This is a genomic window from Pantoea alfalfae, from assembly GCF_019880205.1.
Classification (GTDB): Bacteria; Pseudomonadota; Gammaproteobacteria; order Enterobacterales; family Enterobacteriaceae; genus Pantoea; species Pantoea alfalfae.
In genome coordinates this window covers 681,339-700,418 of sequence record NZ_CP082292.1, presented here as the reverse complement: position 1 = coordinate 700,418, position 19,080 = coordinate 681,339, and the positions used below count along the sequence as shown (strand labels likewise).

Annotated in this window: 13 protein-coding genes; 6 read left to right on the top strand and 7 right to left on the bottom strand. The window is 57.1% G+C overall.

What is annotated here, in order from left to right:
- Positions 1-401: 401 nt before the first annotated feature.
- A complete protein-coding gene (gene ftnA / locus K6R05_RS03350; RefSeq protein ID WP_033733871.1) occupies positions 402-908 on the top strand; it encodes a non-heme ferritin in 507 nt (168 codons plus the stop codon).
- 361 nt (positions 909-1,269) lie between these two features.
- Here ftnA and K6R05_RS03345 read toward each other — a convergent pair whose 3' ends face one another.
- Positions 1,270-3,633 (bottom strand): glycoside hydrolase family 31 protein, encoded by a 2,364-nt coding sequence (locus tag K6R05_RS03345; protein ID WP_222924988.1) that lies wholly within the window; start codon positions 3,631-3,633, stop codon positions 1,270-1,272.
- 10 nt (positions 3,634-3,643) lie between these two features.
- Complete coding sequence (locus tag K6R05_RS03340; RefSeq protein ID WP_222924987.1) at positions 3,644-4,954, bottom strand: MFS transporter; 1,311 nt, start codon at positions 4,952-4,954, stop codon at positions 3,644-3,646.
- A gap of 223 nt (positions 4,955-5,177) precedes the next feature.
- On the opposite strand from K6R05_RS03340, the gene K6R05_RS03335 reads away from it, so the two are divergent.
- Entirely contained in the window at positions 5,178-6,242 is a 1,065-nt protein-coding gene (locus K6R05_RS03335; protein ID WP_222924986.1) for a LacI family DNA-binding transcriptional regulator, read from the top strand.
- Positions 6,243-6,253: 11 nt separating this feature from the next.
- Here K6R05_RS03335 and K6R05_RS03330 read toward each other — a convergent pair whose 3' ends face one another.
- Positions 6,254-9,103 carry a bifunctional diguanylate cyclase/phosphodiesterase gene (locus K6R05_RS03330; protein WP_161732717.1) on the bottom strand — a complete coding sequence of 950 codons (2,850 nt, stop codon included), beginning with the start codon at positions 9,101-9,103 and terminating at the stop codon, positions 6,254-6,256.
- Between the two features lie 272 nt (positions 9,104-9,375).
- The gene (locus K6R05_RS03325; RefSeq protein WP_161732719.1) at positions 9,376-9,987 is read right to left on the bottom strand and encodes a cupin domain-containing protein; all 612 of its coding nucleotides are present in this window, start codon (positions 9,985-9,987) and stop codon (positions 9,376-9,378) included.
- A 331-nt stretch (positions 9,988-10,318) separates the two neighbouring features.
- Here K6R05_RS03325 and K6R05_RS03320 point away from each other — a divergent pair, with 331 nt between their 5' ends.
- The gene (locus K6R05_RS03320; RefSeq protein WP_013359026.1) at positions 10,319-10,801 is read left to right on the top strand and encodes a YlaC family protein; all 483 of its coding nucleotides are present in this window, start codon (positions 10,319-10,321) and stop codon (positions 10,799-10,801) included.
- On the opposite strand, the gene K6R05_RS03315 is transcribed toward K6R05_RS03320, so the two are convergent.
- The 3 genes from K6R05_RS03315 to K6R05_RS03305 all read right to left on the bottom strand — a co-directional run bounded on the left by K6R05_RS03315 (position 10,798) and on the right by K6R05_RS03305 (position 16,698).
- Positions 10,798-12,201, bottom strand: a complete 1,404-nt coding sequence (locus tag K6R05_RS03315) for an aminotransferase-like domain-containing protein (protein ID WP_222924985.1) — start codon at positions 12,199-12,201, stop codon at positions 10,798-10,800. The genes K6R05_RS03320 and K6R05_RS03315 overlap by 4 nt on opposite strands.
- Positions 12,202-12,327: 126 nt before the next feature.
- Positions 12,328-14,472: a putative bifunctional diguanylate cyclase/phosphodiesterase gene (locus tag K6R05_RS03310; RefSeq protein ID WP_222924984.1), complete on the bottom strand. Its 2,145-nt coding sequence runs from the start codon at positions 14,470-14,472 to the stop codon at positions 12,328-12,330.
- Between the two features lie 144 nt (positions 14,473-14,616).
- Entirely contained in the window at positions 14,617-16,698 is a 2,082-nt protein-coding gene (locus K6R05_RS03305) for a putative bifunctional diguanylate cyclase/phosphodiesterase (protein WP_222924983.1), read from the bottom strand.
- Positions 16,699-17,242: 544 nt separating this feature from the next.
- Between K6R05_RS03305 and K6R05_RS03300 the strand changes: the two genes are divergently transcribed.
- The 3 genes from K6R05_RS03300 to K6R05_RS03290 are packed head-to-tail and all read left to right on the top strand — an operon-like array spanning position 17,243 to position 19,074.
- Complete coding sequence (locus K6R05_RS03300; RefSeq protein WP_161735041.1) at positions 17,243-17,812, top strand: spore coat protein U domain-containing protein; 570 nt, start codon at positions 17,243-17,245, stop codon at positions 17,810-17,812.
- A 22-nt stretch (positions 17,813-17,834) separates the two neighbouring features.
- The gene (locus K6R05_RS03295; RefSeq protein ID WP_161735038.1) at positions 17,835-18,350 is read left to right on the top strand and encodes a Csu type fimbrial protein; all 516 of its coding nucleotides are present in this window, start codon (positions 17,835-17,837) and stop codon (positions 18,348-18,350) included.
- 25 nt (positions 18,351-18,375) lie between these two features.
- Positions 18,376-19,074, top strand: coding sequence for a fimbrial biogenesis chaperone (locus tag K6R05_RS03290; protein WP_222924982.1), 699 nt, complete (start codon positions 18,376-18,378; stop codon positions 19,072-19,074).
- The last annotated feature ends 6 nt before the right edge of the window (positions 19,075-19,080 follow it).

Genomic DNA, 19,080 nt, shown 5'->3' with positions numbered 1-19,080 from the left:
AGAGCCGCTAAGAGAGAGATTGTTAACACCTTATTTCCCCACGCAGGACATTTAATCCACGCTATACCTCTTATCACGCTCTGAAATTTATTTTTCAGACCACCCGGTGATATTTTCGGGACGGCATCAGATTGCGAATATTTCGTCTGTTACAGCGACTTATTGCACCAGCAAAATAACCATCGCCCGCACTATCATGGTGCTGATTCGCCTGACGTTGTTGCCTGATAGCCGTGATACAGAATGAGAATTGCTCGCATTCAATTTCCGAAATAATTCTATTTAAATCAATCAGATAAATTAGCTTATTTTGCGGAAAAGGCTTCACTTTACTAACATGTATGATGCATAATTCACCGCTTCCACCTGTTTATTTAACATCTTCTTAAAAGGACTCGGCCATGCTGACTGCTGAAATGACTGGGCGTTTAAACGACCAGCTGAACCTGGAATTCTTCTCTGCCAATCTTTATCTGCAAATGAGCGCCTGGTGCAGCGACAAAGGCTTTGAGGGTGCCGCTTCCTTCCTGAAGATGCATTCACGCGAAGAGATGCAGCATATGCAGCGTCTGTTTGATTACCTGAGCGATACCGGCGCGATGCCGGTGCTGGGCACTATCGCTGCGCCACCGGTTTCTTTCACCTCGCTGAATGAAATCCTGCAGCAGGCGCTGGAGCATGAGCAGCTCATCACCAGCAAAATCAATGAGCTGGCTCACGCTGCTATGACGTCACAGGATTACTCTACCTTTAACTTCCTGCAGTGGTATGTTGCCGAGCAGCACGAAGAAGAGAAGCTGTTCAAAACCGTGCTGGATAAACTGGCGCTGGTCAGCAACAGCGGCAACGGTCTGTTCCTGGTCGATAAAGATCTGGGCCGCATGAGCACCGAAAACCACGCAGAATAATATTTTTCGGGCCTCTCAACCGATTAAGACCACTGACAATTCCCTAATCAGTTATCTGGAAGCAATGATAAAGCCAGGATAGCAGGGAATATGGTCAGAGGAGGAAAGCGTCCCGCGCCAGGGACAAAAACGCCAGGCGTTTTTGAACAACGCAACGCGTTGGTCCGGCTACGGGCGCACCTCAGGGATGAGGTGCGTCATCACGCGGGTAGAGCGCCCGGGGACTGGCTTGAGCGTCTTTCCGATCTGACCGTATTTCCTGTGCAGGCACGGTTTGGCAGCGGACCCGCTTTTGCCAGCTTCCTCGTCGGCCCCTCTCCGGGGCCGAACTTATTTCCGTCTAACGGCCATCACGCCACCGCTATTCCAGCCGGTAACTCGCCGCTTTCTCGCCGTTCACCCACAGCTCACGACGTTCACCCGCAGGCAGTAACAGCGCGATCTCCCGCCAGGCAGGCTGATAGTCGCCGCGTTTTTCCACCGTCAGGTCGATTCGGCTCGCGCTGCTGCACAACGTCCAGCCCAGCCACAACGCATTGCCCTGCTGCCAGCCATGGCTCTCACCATCATCGTCAAACATTTCGCCCTGAGTGGTTACACCTTCCGGTGCGGGCCATAACTGCCACTGCCGCACCCTGTCGCGTCGCGCATCGGTGGTGCTTTCGCATTCGCCCAGCGGGATGATCGCACCGGCTCGCACCAGCAAGGGCAGCCGATCCAGCGGCGCATCCAGCATAACCGTTTCGCCGCCCGCAAACGCCCTGCCGCTGTGCCAGTCATACCAGCCGCCCTGGTTGCGTGGCAGATAGACTTCACGGCTGCGCGCGCCCTGCTCCACGACGCTGGCGACCAGCAGATCGCGTCCCAGCATAAAATCATCACACTCCTCATACGTCAGCGGATCCTGCTCATGATCGAGGAAGGTCGGACGCAGCATCGGCTCATCTTCCGCGCTGGCCTGCCACGCGAGGTTATAGAGGTAAGGCATCAGACGATAGCGCAGGCGGATCGCTTCGCGGATCATTGGCGTGACCTCCGGGTACATCCACGGCTCGTTCACGGTGTGATCGTCATTCCACGAATGGATAGTAAAGCGCGGATGCATTACGCCATTCTGAACCCAGCGCACAAATAGTTCGGCATCCGGCTTGTCGCCTGAGAAGCCGCCGACATCGTGTCCGACATTAAACAGCCCGGACAGGCTCATCCCCAGCCCCATGCGGATGTTGTAACGCAGAGTCTGCCAGCTGGTGCGGTTATCGCCGCTCCAGGTCTGCACATAACGCTGCATCCCGGCGCAGCCGGAGCGGGAGATCAGATAAGGACGTTTGTCTGGCGCAAACTGCTGCTGCGCTTCCATCGAGGCGCGCATCATCAGCAGCGGCATCACCGGCCGGATATGCTTGATGGCGATCGGCTGACCAAAACCGTGACAGCGCGCTTCGCCATCCCACACCTCATATTCGTTGTTATCGTTCCAGGTTGAATCAATGCCCTTCTCCAGCAGCTGCTGCGTGACATTTTCCTGCCACCAGCGCACCGCCTGCGGATGGGTGAAATCAAGGTGCGATCCCTCATCATCCCAGAACACCGAACGCTCCGGGCGATCCTGTTCCGAGTCACGAATAAATAGCCCCTTTGACGCCACTTCCTGGTAACGCGGGTGATCCTGCAGCAGACAGGGCTTGATGTTGGCCGCCAGCTTCATTCCGGCACGATGAAAGGCATCACTCAGCGCGTTGGGATTCGGAACTTTGTCGTAGTTCCAGTTGAAGACATAGCGTTTGTTATTGATCGAGGTGTAACCGGAAGAGAGCTGGAACGAGTCGCAGGGAATTTCATGCTCGCGACACAGGCGGATAAAGGATTGCAGCTGCTGCTGTGCGTCCGGCGCGTCGGTGTAGTGCATGGTAGAACCGCTGTAGCCCAGGCTCCACTTTGGCTGAAAAAGCGTGCGACCGGTCAGGCGCACAAAGGCTTTGGTGACATCAAGCAGCGTCGGCCCGAGCATCATGTAGTAATCGAGATCGCCCGCCTCGGCGCGGTAACGGCGATAAGGCAGATGGTAGTTATCCAGCTCATTCCCCAGATCGAGCCAGCTGCTGCTGAGGTTGTCATAAAACAGGCCAAAGCTGACGCCATCGCGCTGCGTCAGGGTAAACGGAATATGTTTATAGAGCGGATCGGTGCTGGCGGCGTTATAGCCCATCGCATCGAGATTACGCATCTCAAACCGCCGGTTAACGCGGTTCAGGTCGCCACTCTTCTCGCCCAGACCATACACCCGATCCTGCGGCTGACGACGCTGATAGTGCTCGACGCCGTCGCCGTGCGCATTGAGCAGATAGGCACCGGTATGACGATCGGCGGTCAGCGGCTGCCAGCTGACACCATCAAACTGCTCCCAGCTCAGGCAGAGCGGCTGATGCATCGTCACCCGCAACTGTGGTGTGCTGATGCGCAGCTGCTGCGCATCGTGATCCACCTGAAATGCGGGCAGCGTAAAGCCATCCAGCGCCTCGCGGTCACGTCCCTGCCAGGGCACATCATGCTCAGGCGCAATGCTCCAGGTGCGGTTCAGCGCCAGATCACCGTCGCGCTTCAGCAGCACACGCATCAGCTTCTCTTCCAGTACATAAAGTCGCAGGAAATGTCGATCGTCGACCTTGAGTTCAACAAAGTGATCGGCCTGCTGATGCAGCGTCCAGTTCTTCAGGGTTTTCATCGCGATATCCTTATGGGTTAGCAGGGCGCTGGCGGCGTTCGGCGATCAGCATCACCAGGAAAACGGCACCGATCAGGTCAAAGAAGCCCATCGCCACAAACAGCGGATTAAAGCCGATGGTATCGGCGGTCACACCGATAATCAGCGAGAAGATAAAGCTGGCGATCCAGGCGCAGGAGCCGCGCATGCCGTTGACTGTAGCCATCTGGCGGCGATCAAAACGCTCTACTACCAGCGCGCTCAGCATGCAGGAGATCACCTGATGACCGAAGCCGCCGACGGAGATCAGGGCGATCGCCAGCCAGGGATCTTTTACCAGCGTCATCAGCGCCAGTGAGACCATCAGCAGTGCGCCGGTCACCGAACTTGCAACAATGGAATTCACGCGGGTCATGCCAAACCAGCGCACATAGATTCGGGTCAGATAGCCGCTGGCAACGCTGCCGAGGTCGGCGGCCAGAAATGGCAGCCAGGCGAACATCACGATCTGTTTAAGATCCATGCCGCGCTCGTTGGCAAGATAGAGCGGCACCCAGAAGCTCAGCACCGCCCAGGCGGGCTCAGCCAGAAAGGCCGGAATGGCGATGCCGTAGAATTTCTTCTCTTTACCAATCACTTTCAGCGCGGTGAAGAACGGCAGCTTTTCACCAATCGCCTCGTTATCCTGGTTAATAAAGGCGCGTTCATCATCGGAAAGACGGGGATGACTCTCCGGCGAGTGATAGCCCCACCACCAGAGTCCCACCCACAGCAGGCCCAGGCCGCCGGTCAGCAGAAATGCGCCCTGCCAGCCAAAGGTAATGTGGGCAAAATAGATAATCGGTGGCGCCAGCATCGCACCAATCGAAAAGCCGACGCCCGCCCAGCCCGCCGCAACCGGACGCTCCTTTTTCGGAAACCAGTCACCGATCGCTTTGGCGTTAGCAGGCGTGGCCGCCGCTTCGGAAGCGCCCATGACAAAACGCAGCAGCGCCAGATGCAGCCAGCTTCCCGCACCGGCGTGCAGCAGACAGGTTACCGACCAGATCAGCGCGCAGATCAGGAAGCCCATCTTCAGTCCGATTACATCGATCAGCCAGCCGCAAATCGGCTGAAACAGGGTATAGGCGAGCTGAAATGCGGCTACGACCCACGAATACTGTTCGGTGGTCATGTTCAGACTGGTTTTCAGTTCCGGTGCCAGAATGCCGAGGGAGTTACGGGTGATGTAGTTGACGGTCACACCCAGCAGGAACATTCCCAGCATCCACCAGCGTAAATTTTTAATCACGCGCACCGTGCGTGATGCACTGATGGGTTTGGTTGTTGATTCGAGGCTCATTGTGCCACTCCTGATTGCCATTGATGACGCACACCGCCTGCTGGCGTACCGCGTGTCCTTTTATCGAACTTAAAAAAGTGTGAAACGTGGGTACAGCCACTTTTTTGCAACGCTTTTCATGGCAGACTGAATGCCGACAGAAAATGGCACTGAAACGGTTATCTGACGCGATTCAGCAGGCTATGAAAAATTTTTCATTGGCAGATTTGAAGGCGATCACAGAATGAAACAAAGGCTGAAAATCGGTGAGATTGCGGCGCTGAGCGGGGTCTCGATCAGTACGGTTTCGCGGGTGCTGGCGGGAAAAGCGAATACCCGGCCCGCGACGCGGGACAAAGTGCTGGCCGTGGCGCAGCAGCAGGGCGTGCTGGATAACCTGCACAGCGGTCGTCTGCTGCTGAATAACCTGATGGTCTTTGCCCCGCCGCGCGCCTTTGACGTACGCAGCGACATTTTCTACTACAAGGTGATTCAGGGGATCAGCCAGGCGGTAGAGCCACATGAGGTGCGGCTGCGCTACTGTCCGCTGGAAGAGGTGGAGAGTGATGCCGCGCTGTTTATCGATAAGATGCAGCAGACCGAAGCCGCCCTGCTGATCGGCATTGATGATGAGCATATTCATCAGCTGGCGGCGGAGATGAACAAACCCTGCGTGCTGATCAACGCCCGCGATCGCCGGATGCGCCTGCCGTCGGTTTCGCCGCATCATCAGCTGATTGGTGAATTCTCCGCGCGCTATCTGTTTGAGCAGGGACACCGGCAGATCCTGTCGCTGCACTGCCTGCGCCGCTATACCATGGAGCAGCGTCTTCAGGGGGTGCGCGACGCCTGGCACGCCATGAATCTGCGCTTCGACAGCCGCCAGCACCTGCTGACCCTGAACAGCTTCAGCAGCAATGAGGCGGCGGAACGGCTGGGTGACTATCTGCGCCACTGCCCTGACGCACTGCGTCCGACGGCGATTCTCGCCAGCGGGGATTACATCGCCGCTGGGGCCGTCACTGCGCTGGAGCAGGCCGGATTACGGGTGCCACAGGATATTTCAGTGATGAGCATGGATGGGTTTAACCTGGCCGCTATCCACGATATTCCGCTGACCTCGGTGCAGGTGCCACGTGATGAGCTGGGCGCAGCGGCAGTGAGAATGCTGCAGGAGATGCGGCTGAATCCCGGCACCCCCACCGGCAGCCTGCTGCTGAACGGCAGGCTGGTGGTGCGCGAGTCGGTGCGCCGTATCCGCGATAATCTCAGCCATGCGCCGGTTCAGCAGCATGGCCTTTATGATTAACCCGGCGCGGATTAACCCAGCGTTTTCAGCCGCAGCTCCGACGGCTGAGGTCGTCCGAACAGGAAGCCCTGAAACAGCGTACAGCCCTCATCGCGCAGCTTCGTGAACTGCTCATCGCTCTCCACGCCTTCAGCGGTAATCTGGATATCCAGACTGCGGCTCATGCCGGTAATCGCGCGGATTATCGCCAGCGCCTCGCGGCTGTCGCCCATATCGTTGATAAACGATTTGTCGATTTTGATTTTGTCGAATGGGAAGGAACGCAGATAGCTCAGCGACGAATAGCCGGTGCCGAAATCATCCAGCGCAATCTGTACGCCCAGCGCCTTGAGATTCTGCAGGGTACGGATATTCCCCAGCGAGTCATCCAGCAGCACCGATTCGGTGATCTCGACTTCCAGTCGCGCCGGATCGAGACCCGACTCTTTCAGCGCACCTTCAACCACCGGCACCAGCGAGCTGTTTTTAAACTGCAGCGGTGAGAGGTTGACCGAGACTGACTGCTCCCCTTCCCAGCTCGCCGCTTCACGACAGGCTTCATAGAGCGCAAAGGCTCCCAGCATATGAATCAGGCCGGTCTCTTCCGCAATCGGGATGAAGTCGTTGGGCATAATCAGCCCGCGGATAGGATGATGCCAGCGCATCAGCGCTTCATAGCCAATAATCGTGCGGTGATCGCCATTGGTAATAGGCTGATAGTAGAGCCGCAAATGCCCGCCGCTGATCGCATCGCGCAGATCGTTTTCAATCAGGCGTCGGCTGCGTGCCACATCATCCATCTCCAGCGTAAAGTGCTCATAGCGGTTGCGGCCATTACGTTTGGCTTCATACAGCGCCATATCCGCACAGCGCAACAGCTGCTCCGGCGTATTGGTGATGGTGGTGCTGAGTGCAATACCCACGCTCAGCCCGACCGACAGATTATGACCTTCAACGTTAACCGGCGGACGAATCGCCTCGATCAGACGCTGCGCCACAATGCTCGCCTCCTCACTGTTTGCTACCGAGGGCAGCACGATAGCGAACTCATCGCCACCAATGCGCGCCAGCGTATCCTGATCGCGCAGCGTGTTTCGCAGACGCTTAGCCACGCTGCGCAGCAGCTCATCGCCAATCTGATGGCCCAGCGCATCGTTCACATTTTTGAAGTTATCCAGATCAAGGCACAGCGCGGCGGTCTGGCGCTGCGTCTGGCTCGCAGTGCGCAACGCCTCACTCAAACGCTGGCGGAACAGCATGCGGTTCGGCAGGCTGGTCAGGTTGTCGTGGTGCGCCATATGGTGAATACGGGCATCGGCGGCGCGCTGGTCGGTGACATCTTCCACCAGCAGCATCAGGTAGTTGCGGCGCGCATCCTGGCCATTAATCGCGGTGGCGCGGGTATGCAGAATGCGTTCGCCGCTGGCAGTCATAAGTAACTGCTCACGCTCATGCATGCCCTCACTGCGCAGTGCAACGTCCGCCAGATTGTTAAAATAGTCACTAAGCTCAGGCGACATGCATTCGTGCGGACGCTTGTTGACGATCAGTGCTTTCGACAGGCCAAACAGCTGCTGGGTGCGGTCATTCACCAGCAGGATCTCGCGGGTAATCGCATCTTCAACAATCACGCAGGAGGGAATGTTGGCAATGATGTTGTCCAGAAATTTAGACAAGGCGGTTTTCTGCGTGCTCTGCGCTTCGGCCAGATCACGGGCGCGCAGGATCTGCTGCTCCTGCTCACGGCCTTCCGTGCGGTCGCGGGTGATCTTGGCGAAACCGATCAGCTTACCGTCATCATCATGGATCGCGTCGATAACCACATGCGCCCAGAACGCGCTGCCATCTTTACGGTAGCGCCAGCCCTCATCTTCAAAACGACCGGTTTTCAGCGCGATACCGAGATTAGCTTCCGGTGTCCTGTTCAGCCGCTCCTGAGCACTGTAAAACAGCGAGAAGTGCTGACCGACCACTTCTTCCGCTTTGTAACCTTTGGCGCGCTGTGCGCCGGCATTCCAGTTCACAACCACGCCGTCGGTATCAAGCATATAGATGGCGTAATCCGTTACGCCCTCAACCAGCAGGCGAAAACGCTGCTCCTGCTCGCGCTGCTCGCTGCGGACACGCTGCTGTTCAGTGCAGTCACGGGTGATTTTGGCATAGCCCAGCAGCTTGCCCTGATCGTCACGGATCGTGTCGATCACCACATGTGCCCAGAACGCGCTGCCATCTTTGCGGTAGCGCCAGCCCTCATCTTCAAAACGGCCGGTGCGATAGGCAGTTTGCAGGTTCTGGCTGGGGATATGATTGAGTCGATCCTGTGCGCTGTAGAAACGGGAAAAATGCTGGCCGACAATCTCTTCCGCCACATAGCCTTTGGCCCGCTGTGCGCCGGCGTTCCAGTTCACTACGTTACCGTCCTGATCGAGCATGTAGATGGCGTAATCGGTGACGCCCTCCACCAGCAGGCGGAAACGCATCTCCTGCTCCCGCTCTTTGCGCTGCTGCTCCTGCTGCCGGGTGCAGTCACGGCAGACCGCAGCAAATCCAATCAGCTGAGCGGTCTCGTCGCGGATGGGATAGATGACCACGTGTGCCCAGAAGCTGCTGCCATCTTTACGGCAGCGCCAGCCTTCGTTTTCGTAACGTCCGGTGGTGGCGGCGATATCGAGTTCGCGCTGCGGCTGACCGCGACGGCGATCCTCTTCGTTGTAAAACAGGGCGGCGTGCTGTCCAATAATTTCGTCTGGCCTGTAACCAAGGACGTGCAGACCCCCGCCGTTCCAGCTGGCGACAGTTCCGTCCGGTTTAAGCATGGTGATCGCATAGTCGATCACGCTTTGTACCAGCATGCGATACATGACATCAGAGTTATTATCCATTGTTATTTGCCTGCTGCTCGGGAGCCCGGTAAAGGCTTAGGAATGTTCTTAATCGCGAGCCGAGACTAAAGCGGAAAAGGTCTGCGAAGACAAGCGTATTAAGAAGAATAACTAATCTTATCAGGGGATATATCGGCAGCGGCGAGCAAATGTTCAATGGTGTAATGATTGGGATAAGCGCCTGAGCTCAGGCGTTCAGGCAGGTTTTACAGTCAGCAAGGTCAGAGCGCGAGGCTGGCTCGCGCTTAATCATTTCGCGAGAGAAACGGCGTTTACAGGTCCATCTGTTGCTGTAAATGCATCGCGGCAATCGGCTGCCAGATTTCGGTTAACGCGCCCTCTTTGCCGGTAAACGGGTCCTGGGTCGGCAACGGCACTTTTTTCACCTGCTCTTGCGCCATCTTCAGCTTCGCGGGTTCGTCGCGCAGCGTCTCAGGCGACATGCCACGCGGATAGGCACCGATCACCATAAAATCGTCGCTGGCACTGACCTGACGATGACCGACACCCGCCGGGATTAGCACCGCATCGCCTGCGCGCAGGGTGACCATCCGGCCACTGTCGCCGCCAAACAGCACTTCCGCCCAGCCTTCCGCAACGCCGAGCAGTTCATGGGTGTTGGGATGGAAGTGGGTATAGGGGAAAATCGGATAGCGCCAGGCGGGTGGCCAGCCGTTTTCGTCGAACGTTTTCTCAAACCACGCTGCGATCTCCTCCTCTTCCGGCACCACGCGCGGCCAGATAATCAGAGGTAACGGGTTATTAGGTACGCCACCCGACGGAATGGCGAGCATCAGATGCTGAGGATTATCAGAGGCCCCGGCCGAAAAAGTACCTGCGGCAAAGGACATCATTAACATCAGACTGGAGGATGAGGCACGCATACAGGTTCTCCGCTTTTTTTATAAGTGTGGCAAACCCGCGGCACAATGCAATGTGCGCCGGACGACACAACTGAGATAATTGACTGATATTGCTGACTAAAGCCAAATGTGTCGCTAACAATAGGGCGAGACCGTGCCTGTACGGCGGCAGATAGCGGTTCTTACTGCGGTAAAGTGTTGCAAAATGTCAGGCGGCCCGGCACGCAGATACGGCAGCCCGATGCCAGGGCAGTCTTTTGATAAACTGTTATACAAAAATCGCACAAATCTGTTTCTGATATGCTTGACTGTTATCTGTTGTAATAGCTAACAGATGACAGTGAGGTAACCAATGGACGCTATTAAACAAATCCTGATTGACGAGATCGCCACGCTTAACCGCGAAGAACGTCGCGACAACCTGCCGCGCTTTAGCCTCTCGTTTCTGAAGAACCATCCCGGCCTCTGGGCAGTTATGTATCTCTGCTACGGCCTGTGCGTGGCGCTGATATTCACCACCGAGATGCTCGGCTGGCCCGCCTTCTGGTTTGCCACCGCATTTGTGCTGGTAATGAGCGTGCTGATGCTGCTCGATATCAACCCGAAATATCGCTTTGAAGATATTGATGCGCTCGATCTGCGTGTCTGCTACAACGGTGAGTGGTATTACGTTCAGCCGGTGCGCGAACAGGCTATCTCACGCATTCTGTCGCTGCCTGAAACACCGGAACGGGTAAAAAGCGGTATCCAGCGTCTGCTGACGCAAAAAGGGGAAGTGGACTTTTATGATGTCTACTACCTGACCTGGGGCCACCAGGAAGCGGCGCGCGTCTAATCCGCCTGCGGTTCCGCCATTAACTGACCCAGCGTCGCTATTGCCGCCTCGGCCCGACTATCCCACGGCCAGGCGGTATTCAGTCTGAAGCAGTGACTGAACTGCTCTCCTGCCGAAAACAACTGCCCCGGTGCAATACTGATCCCCTGAGCCAGCGCCTGCTGGTAGAGCCGGGTAGTGTTGATGCTGTCCGGCAACGTCACCCAGAGAAAATAGCCGCCGCGCGCTTCGCTGACCGTAGCCTGAGGCGGCAGCATCTTCAGCAGTGCCTGACGCACCATCTGCTGTCGCTTCGCCAGTATCTGTCGCAACCGCTTCAGATGGGTGTCGTAACGCCGCGTGGCAAGAAAATCGGCCAGCGCCAGCTGCATCGGTGCGCTGGTTGAGAGCGTGCTCATCAGCTGCAGGCGCTGAATGCGCTGCGCATGCTGTCCCGCCGCCACCCAGCCGACGCGAAAACCCGCCACCAGCGACTTGGAAAAGGAGCCACAGTGCAACACGTTTCCCTGCCGATCCCAGGCCTTGGCGGGCAGCGGCGCAGCCTCACCCGCCCAGAGTTCAGCATAGACATCATCTTCAATCATCGGCACCTGATAACGCGTCAGCAGCGTCACCAGTTGCTGTTTGCGCTCCGGCGTTAACGTTACGCTCAGCGGATTCTGCAATGTTGTCATCAACCAGCAGGCTTTTACCGGCCAGCGTTGCAGCGCCTCCTCCAGCTGGATGAGATCGATGCCCTGCTTTGCATCGACCGGAATCGCCAGCGCCTTGAGCTTGAGCCGCTCAATCGCCTGTAACGCGCCATAAAAACTCGGTTGCTCAATCACCACATAGTCGCCCGGCTCGGTCAGGGATTGCAGGCTGAGGTTCAGCGCCTCCAGCGCCCCGCTGGTGATGACAATTTCATCCGGCGACAGGGTGATGCCCTGACGCGCATAGCGCTGCGCCAGCAGCTGTCGCAGCGTGGCGTTGCCGGGCGGCAGATTGTGCAGCGCATCGGTTGGAGTCAGATGATGAGAGACGTTCGCCAGTGAACGCATCAGCTGACGCTGCGGAAAGAGTGCCGGATCGGGGAACGCGGAGCCAAACGGCACGATGGCGGGATCGCGCGTGGCCTGTAGTACATCAAACACAAAGTCGTTGATATCGACCTGCTCGCTGATCGCCACGCTGAGCGGTGCGGGCACTAAGGCGCGCGGTGCCACATAGTAACCTGACTGTGGACGCGAGACGATCCAGCCCTGACTCTCCAGCAGTTCATAGGCATGCAGCACCGTCATCAGGCTGACACCCTGCTGCGCGACCTGCTGACGCAGCGACGGTAAACGGGTGCCGGGCAGCCAGATGCCGGCCTCGATCTGCTGCTGAATCTCATCCATCAAGCGCTGGTATTTCGCCACGGGTCGCCTCTCCTTGTTTACCGCGAGTAGTCTGACCGCGAGACTTTACCACGCACGGCAGCCAATGACAGGCGGCGCGCATCGCTTATCGTACTGATTACGCTGATTCAGCTCTGATCAGGTGCTTCAGATTACCGCCAACTGCGGCGTCAGTGGCTGATCGGCTTCAGCAATCGGGCTCACGTTTGCCATCGCCTCTTCCGTTTCCGCCACCACAAAGTTAGCCAGATTCGGCACTCGCTCAGGGGGAACCGGCTTGCCCAGCAAATAGCCCTGTAGCGTATTGCAGCCCAGGCTGGTCAGAAAGGCCTGCTGCTCAGCGGTTTCAACACCTTCAGCCACCACTTTCAGCTGCAGCGACTGCGCCAGCGCCACAATCGCCGACACGATGGTGGCATCTTCTTTCTGATGCTGCAGCTCATTAACAAAGGCCCGGTCAATCTTAAGCTCACTGGCCGGCAGGCGTTTCAGATAGAGCAGGCTGGAGTAGCCGGTGCCAAAGTCATCAATTGAAGCTTTCACGCCGAGCTGGGTCAGCTCGGTGAGAATACGCACGCTCTCATCGGGATCGCGCATCGCAGTGGTCTCGGTCACTTCCAGCGTCAGCAGTTCGGCCGGAATCTGATGTTTTGTCAGCGCATCCACCACCGTCTCCACCAGATTCGATTGCTCAAACTGCAGTGCCGACAGGTTCACCGCTACCGACCAGTCCGGATGGCCCTGCAGATGCCACTGGCGCAGCTGACGACAGGCTTCATGGATCACCCAGTTGCCGATGTTGACAATCATGCCGGTCTTTTCCGCCATCGGCAGGAATTTATCGGGCGACAGCAGGCCGCGCTTCGGATGTTCCCAGCGCAGTAACGCCTCAAAACCGAGGATCGGGCCGCGCGGCGCACAATATTTTGGCTGATAGAACAGGCGCAGTTCGTCGTTATCCAGCGCATGCCAGAGATCGTTATTCAGCTGAAGCTGGCTCTGCGCCTGGATGTTCATAGAAGGCTGGAAGAAGGTGTAGCCGTTACGGCCATTATTTTTAGTGTGGTACATCGCTGCATCGGCGTTGAACATCAGTTCCCGCTCATCCACGCCATCGCCGGGATAGACGGCGATACCAAGACTCAGTGAGACCACCAGTTCGTAGCGTGAGATATTAAACGGACGCCCTGTTGCTTTAACCAGCTTATCAGCAATGGCCGCGGCATCGTTGGGATCGTCGATCTCCACCAGCAGCACAAACTCATCCCCGCCGAGCCGTGCCAGCGTGTAGTAGCCGGTCATCTGCTGACTCATCCGCTCGGTCACCCCGACCAGCAGACTGTCGCCGATGTGATGTCCGAAGGCGTCGTTAACTGCCTTAAACCCATCGAGATCCATAAACATCAGGGCAAACTGCGCCTGCTCACGGTTCGCTTTATTGATCGCCTGCTCCAGTCGATCTTCCAGCAGGATGCGGTTCGGCAACCGGGTCAGGTTGTCGTGCAGCGCCAGCTGAGCCAGCTCGCGATTCGCATCAGCCAGCGAACTGGCGAGAATCGAGGTACGCGCCTGCATCCGCGCATCCAGCATTGAGACCAGCAGGGTAATGCCCAGGATGGAGATGGTGACTACCGTGACCAGAATCGCCAGCCAGTTGCTGTTAACGCCCTGCCCGACCGGATGGCTGTGGACGGGAAACTCTGCCGCCATCATGCCGGTATAGTGCATGCCTGCAATCGCACAGCCCATGACCACAGAGGCGCCAATACGCAGTAGCGTGACCCGGCTGGTCTGCCCCTCACGCAGGTTAAACGCCAGCCACAGCGCCGCGCCCGAAGCGGCCAGAGCAATCGCCACCGACAGCGCCACCCAGCCCCATTGCCAGACGATACCGGGCGAGAACATCAGCGCCGCCATGCCGGTGTAGTGCATCGCCGCGACACCACTGCCGAGGATCAGCGCGCCGCCCGCCAGACGCGGCAAAGGCATATCCCCATTGCAGACCAGCCACAGTGCAAATATCGACGCGCAGACGGCGATGGCGGCGGAGAAAGCGGTGAGTCCGGCGTTGTAGCTCATGACCATCTCCATGTTCATCGACAGCATGCCAATAAAGTGCATTGCCCAGATGCCAATGCCCATGGAGAAACCACCGCCGAACAGCCAGACCAGCGCCACTTTGCCGGTAGAATGTACGACCCGTCCCGCCATATCTAAAGCGGTAAACGAAGCCAGCATCGCCACAAGAACGGAGACGATGACGATAAAAGTGTCGTATGAGGTCGCTAACATTGTGCATTCCCGCGAAAGCCGTGCTGGTGGTAGGGCAGAGGTTTTTTAAAATGTGTATTAGTTATCGGCATAGACCGGTAGTTAATGAGCCGCGCACCCTGCATCCTTTCCACTCATTGTGAGTGATGAAATCTATCGTCAGCCTCAGCCAGATACCGACACCACTGGCTGTCGCAGTGCAGGAATACTGAACGCCTCAACCCGATCCGGAGGTGTGGGTTTACCCAGCAGATACCCCTGCAATGCATCAAAGCCCAGGCTGGTGAGCAGATGCTGCTGCTCTTCAGTCTCAACCCCTTCAGCCACCATGCGCAGGTTGAGACTCTGCGCCAGTGTCAGCATGGCGCTGACTACGGTCGCATCTTCACTGCCAGGTCGCAGACAGTTGATAAAGCTGCGATCAATCTTGAGTTCACTGGCATCCAGGTCTTTAAGATGTAACAGGTTGGCATAGCCAATGCCAAAGTTATCAATGGCGACGCTGACGCCCGCCTGTTGCAACTCACGAATCCGCTGCTGGCTGAAAGCGGGGTCGCGCATGGCAATCGCTTCGGTAATCTCCAGCATCAGCGCACTGCCTGAAAGCTGGTAACGCGCCAGCGTCTCGTTCAGCGTGCTGAGCAGATCACGCTGATGGAACTGCAATGCCGAGAGGTTCACCGAGACCGTCCACTCGCCGTGGCCCTGGCTGTGCCAGATCCTTAACTGACGGCATGCTTCCCCGATGACCCAGTTTCCCAGCGCTACAATCTGGCCGGTTTTTTCAGCGCGTGGCAGAAACAGCTCAGGCGTCAGCAGACCGCGCTGCGGATGCTGCCAGCGCAGCAGCGCCTCAAACCCCATCAGGCGTGTGCCGCCGGAACGGAATTTGGGCTGATAGAACAGCCGCATCTGCTGGCGATCGATCGCTTCCCATAAATCGTTGGCCAGCTCCAGCTGATGCTGCGTTGCCGCGCTCATAGCAGGTTCAAACAGGCACCAGCCGTTTCGTCCACTGTGTTTGGTGTGGTACATCGCCGCGTCGGCATTAAACAGCAGCTCCTGCCGGTTGCGACCATGCAGTGGAAAGATTGCAATACCTGCACTAAGTGAAACGTGCAGTACATAGCGGTCAAGTTCAAACGGCGTACCGATCACTTTAACCAGTTTTTGCGCCAGCTGCCGGGCCGGGTTGATGTCACACTCCGCCATCAGCACAAACTCATCCCCGCCCAGCCGCACCAGCAGCATAGTGTTACTGAGCTGACTGCGCAGCCGTTCCGCCACCGCCACCAGTAACCGGTCACCGACATGATGCCCCCAGGTGTCATTGACCGCTTTGAAGCCATCCAGATCCATATAAATCACGGCAAAGCGATCTTCATTCAGCAGCGCCTGTTTGATGGCGAGATCAAGCTGCTGCTCCAGCATCACCCGGTTGGGCAGCGCGGTCAGGTTGTCATGCATCGCCAGCTGACGCAGCTCCTGGTTAGCGCGATTGAGCCGGGTTGCCAGCCGCGCGGCACGCATCTGAGCGTCCAGCATCGAACTCAGCAGAGTGATCCCCAGAATAATTAACGTAATCAGCGTGACCCATACCGCCAGTCCCGGATTACTGACGCCATACGGCTGCATTATGCTGCCGTGGCGGAACACCGCCGCCGCCATTCCCACATAGTGCATGCCCGCAATCGCGATCGCCATCACCAGTGAGGCCAGCCCACGCATCAGCAGCAGATGATGGTCACCCTGCCGCAGATGAAACGCCAGCCACAGCGCCACGCCTGAGGCCGCCAACGCAATCAGCACAGAGAGCGTCACCAGCAGCCTGTTCCACTCAGGTTGGGGATTAATCAGCAGAGCATACATACCGAGATAGTGCATCACTACCACACCCACGCCCAGGATCAGCGTACCGCGCAGCAGCCGCTGACGGGTGAGATGTAAACCGCTCACCGTCTGGCTGAAAGCACATATTGACGCCAGGATCGCCACCAGCAGCGAGAGGATCGTCAGCCGCGTGTCATAGCGCATCGTCATCGGCATCATCATCGCCAGCATCCCGATAAAATGCATTGCCCAGATGCCAATCCCCATTGTCGTGCCGCCCACCAGCAGCCAGAACCGCGCGCTCCAGCCATGGGAGACCGCCACCCGTCCGGCGGTATCCAGCGCTGTAAAAGAGGCAATAAACGCCACGATCAGCGAAACGCAGATCAGAACGCCATTCCAGGTGACAAGCAACATGTGCAACTCCTCACCACCCGCAGAAAAACAGGTGCTGTATAAAGTCAGAAAAGTAATCTTAAAAACACCCAACGGGTGAAAGTTAATAAACTCCGGTATTTCCTGACCCTGAAGACCGGGCAAAAAAGGCCCACGAACGCAGGCCATTAATGACCTGCATCTTATTTCCCGCCTGCTGAGTCTGCGGGTAAATCGTTATTATGTCTGATTGGTACAGGAACATATCACCGAAGCTGAAAGCAGGCCAGAGGCCGAAAAAACAAAGATGTTTGTTTTGCCGCCTCGCTTTTATGCCTTGCTGTAACTGGGTTATCGGCCAGAGAGGCCATTTGATTAACGAAAATTAAACGGCAGCGCTTCGCCTAACGCTTTAACTGATCTATAGTAAGTAAAACTGATATAAATCATAATCCTTAAGTCTAAGATTTTTCTTAAGACTGCGGCGCTGCCCGCCTTATTGTTTTTATTTCCTTACTTTGGGTTGAATCGTTAATAAACACCGGGTGAAAAAGCACTGACTCTCGATAATCCGTAAGGAAATATTATGAAACTCAAGCTTTTTCTGTTTGCCGCTGCAGGATTAACAGTTGCTGTTCCATCATTAACCCAGGCGGCGACGACCTCGGGAACCATCAATGCCACGTTAACGCTAACTACCGGTTGCCTGGTAAATGGTCAGTCAGCCACGGCGGGCGTTAACTTCGGTACCCTGAACTTTGGTAGCAGTGCTGCCACCTTTGATACCCTGAACGCCACCCTGGTCGGTGCAGCCGGTAACGGTATTTTTGTGCGCTGCACCACCGGTCAGGACTACAACGTGGTGGTCACCAGCAGCAATGCTGCGCCAGCCACTATCTATGGCACCGCCTCAACGTCGCCGCGTTATCTGATACTGGGATCGAATAATGCGCAGGGCATCGCCTATACCCTTTACAGTGACGCCTCCTTTACCACGGCGATCGCCAACAATACGCCTATCGCCGCCAGCGGTACCACCGATCCGACGCTGGGGACCAACTACGCCATCTATGGCCGGGTGGTCGGCGGCGGTTTTAACCCCCTGATCCCTGCCGGAACCTATACCGACACGATTAACGTTGCCGTGAACTATTAACTGCTGTCGCAGGTAAATACGGGTGGTTCTCTGGCGATCCTGCCTGACGATCGCATGCGGTCTGCTCCTGCTGACAGGGAGTATCAGCGCCTGGAGTCTGCCTACCAGCACCTTTCAGGTTACCGCGTCGATTGTGGCAGGCTGCGTGATATCCGGTACCAATACCGGCGTCTTTGGCACGCTTAATTTCGGTACGCAGTCTGGCGTGGCGGCGAATACCGTCAACGCCAGCTATCTGCAGAGCACCTCGATTAATCTCGCCTGTACGCCAGGCACCACGCTGAGCATGAGCATTAATCAGGGCAACAATTTCACCACGACCCGTAACCTGAAGCTGCCCAATTTCAGCAATACCGTTCCCTACACGCTCTTTAGCAACGCCAGCCGCACCACGGTGATCCCGGTCAATCAGGCGGTGCCGTTGAGTTATAGCAATGCCAATAACATTACGCTGCCGATCTACGGTCAGCTACAACTGCCCGGCACTGCGCGCGCCGGCGTTTATACCGACACGCTGACCGTCACCCTGAGCTGGTGAGGTGATAGAAAACAAGGATATGATCATGAAGCCACTGCGCGCTCTGTTGCTGCTGCTAAGTTCCACCCTGCTCTCCCCGGCCTTCGCCGCGAATTCGGTCATGATCTGGCCCATCGATCCCGCCATTAATCCTGAAGAGAAAGCCAGCGAACTCTGGCTGGAGAATCGCGGTAACAGCACCACCATGATGCAGATCCGCGTCTTCAGCTGGCAGCAGAACAATGGCCAGGAGCAGTATCAGACTCAGCAGCAGGTGGTCGCCAGCCCGCCGATGGTGCGGATGGAACCGGGCCAGAAACAGCTGGTCAGGCTGATTAAACAGACGCCGCCTGCGGCCGGTAAAGAGCTGGCCTATCGGGTGGTGCTGGATGAGATCCCGACCCCGCGTAATCCCGGCGAGAATCAGGCCGGGCTGACCTTCCAGATGCGCTATTCGGTGCCGCTGTTTGTTTATGGCGCCGGGCTGAACACAGACAGCGCTCGCCCGGCTCTGCGCTGGCAACAGATTAGCGAGGGCGGCAGGCGCTGGCTCCAGTTAACCAACAGCGGCAGCGGTCACGCCCGGTTGAGCAATGTGGCGATTGGCGGTCGCAAACTGGGCGAAGGATTATACGGGTATGTGCTGGCTGACAGCTATCACCGCTGGCCGCTCTCCTCGCCGGTAAGCGGCGAGCTCACCGCAGAGGTTAACAAGAGCCCGTGGCGCAGCGCCGCCAATAAGTAAGCGCTG

Bases quoted from the DNA above. Each gene is read 5' to 3' on its own strand.
- K6R05_RS03335 (WP_222924986.1), top strand. From the start codon at position 5,178: ATGAAACAAAGGCTGAAAATCGGTGAGATTGCGGCGCTGAGCGGGGTC.
- K6R05_RS03340 (WP_222924987.1), bottom strand. From the start codon at position 4,954: ATGAGCCTCGAATCAACAACCAAACCCATCAGTGCATCACGCACGGTG.
- K6R05_RS03330 (WP_161732717.1), bottom strand. From the start codon at position 9,103: ATGGATAATAACTCTGATGTCATGTATCGCATGCTGGTACAAAGCGTG.
- K6R05_RS03320 (WP_013359026.1), top strand. From the start codon at position 10,319: ATGGACGCTATTAAACAAATCCTGATTGACGAGATCGCCACGCTTAAC.
- K6R05_RS03345 (WP_222924988.1), bottom strand. From the start codon at position 3,633: ATGAAAACCCTGAAGAACTGGACGCTGCATCAGCAGGCCGATCACTTT.
- K6R05_RS03290 (WP_222924982.1), top strand. From the start codon at position 18,376: ATGAAGCCACTGCGCGCTCTGTTGCTGCTGCTAAGTTCCACCCTGCTC.
- K6R05_RS03300 (WP_161735041.1), top strand. From the start codon at position 17,243: ATGAAACTCAAGCTTTTTCTGTTTGCCGCTGCAGGATTAACAGTTGCT.
- K6R05_RS03310 (WP_222924984.1), bottom strand. From the start codon at position 14,472: ATGTTAGCGACCTCATACGACACTTTTATCGTCATCGTCTCCGTTCTT.
- ftnA (WP_033733871.1), top strand. From the start codon at position 402: ATGCTGACTGCTGAAATGACTGGGCGTTTAAACGACCAGCTGAACCTG.
- K6R05_RS03325 (WP_161732719.1), bottom strand. From the start codon at position 9,987: ATGCGTGCCTCATCCTCCAGTCTGATGTTAATGATGTCCTTTGCCGCA.
- K6R05_RS03305 (WP_222924983.1), bottom strand. From the start codon at position 16,698: ATGTTGCTTGTCACCTGGAATGGCGTTCTGATCTGCGTTTCGCTGATC.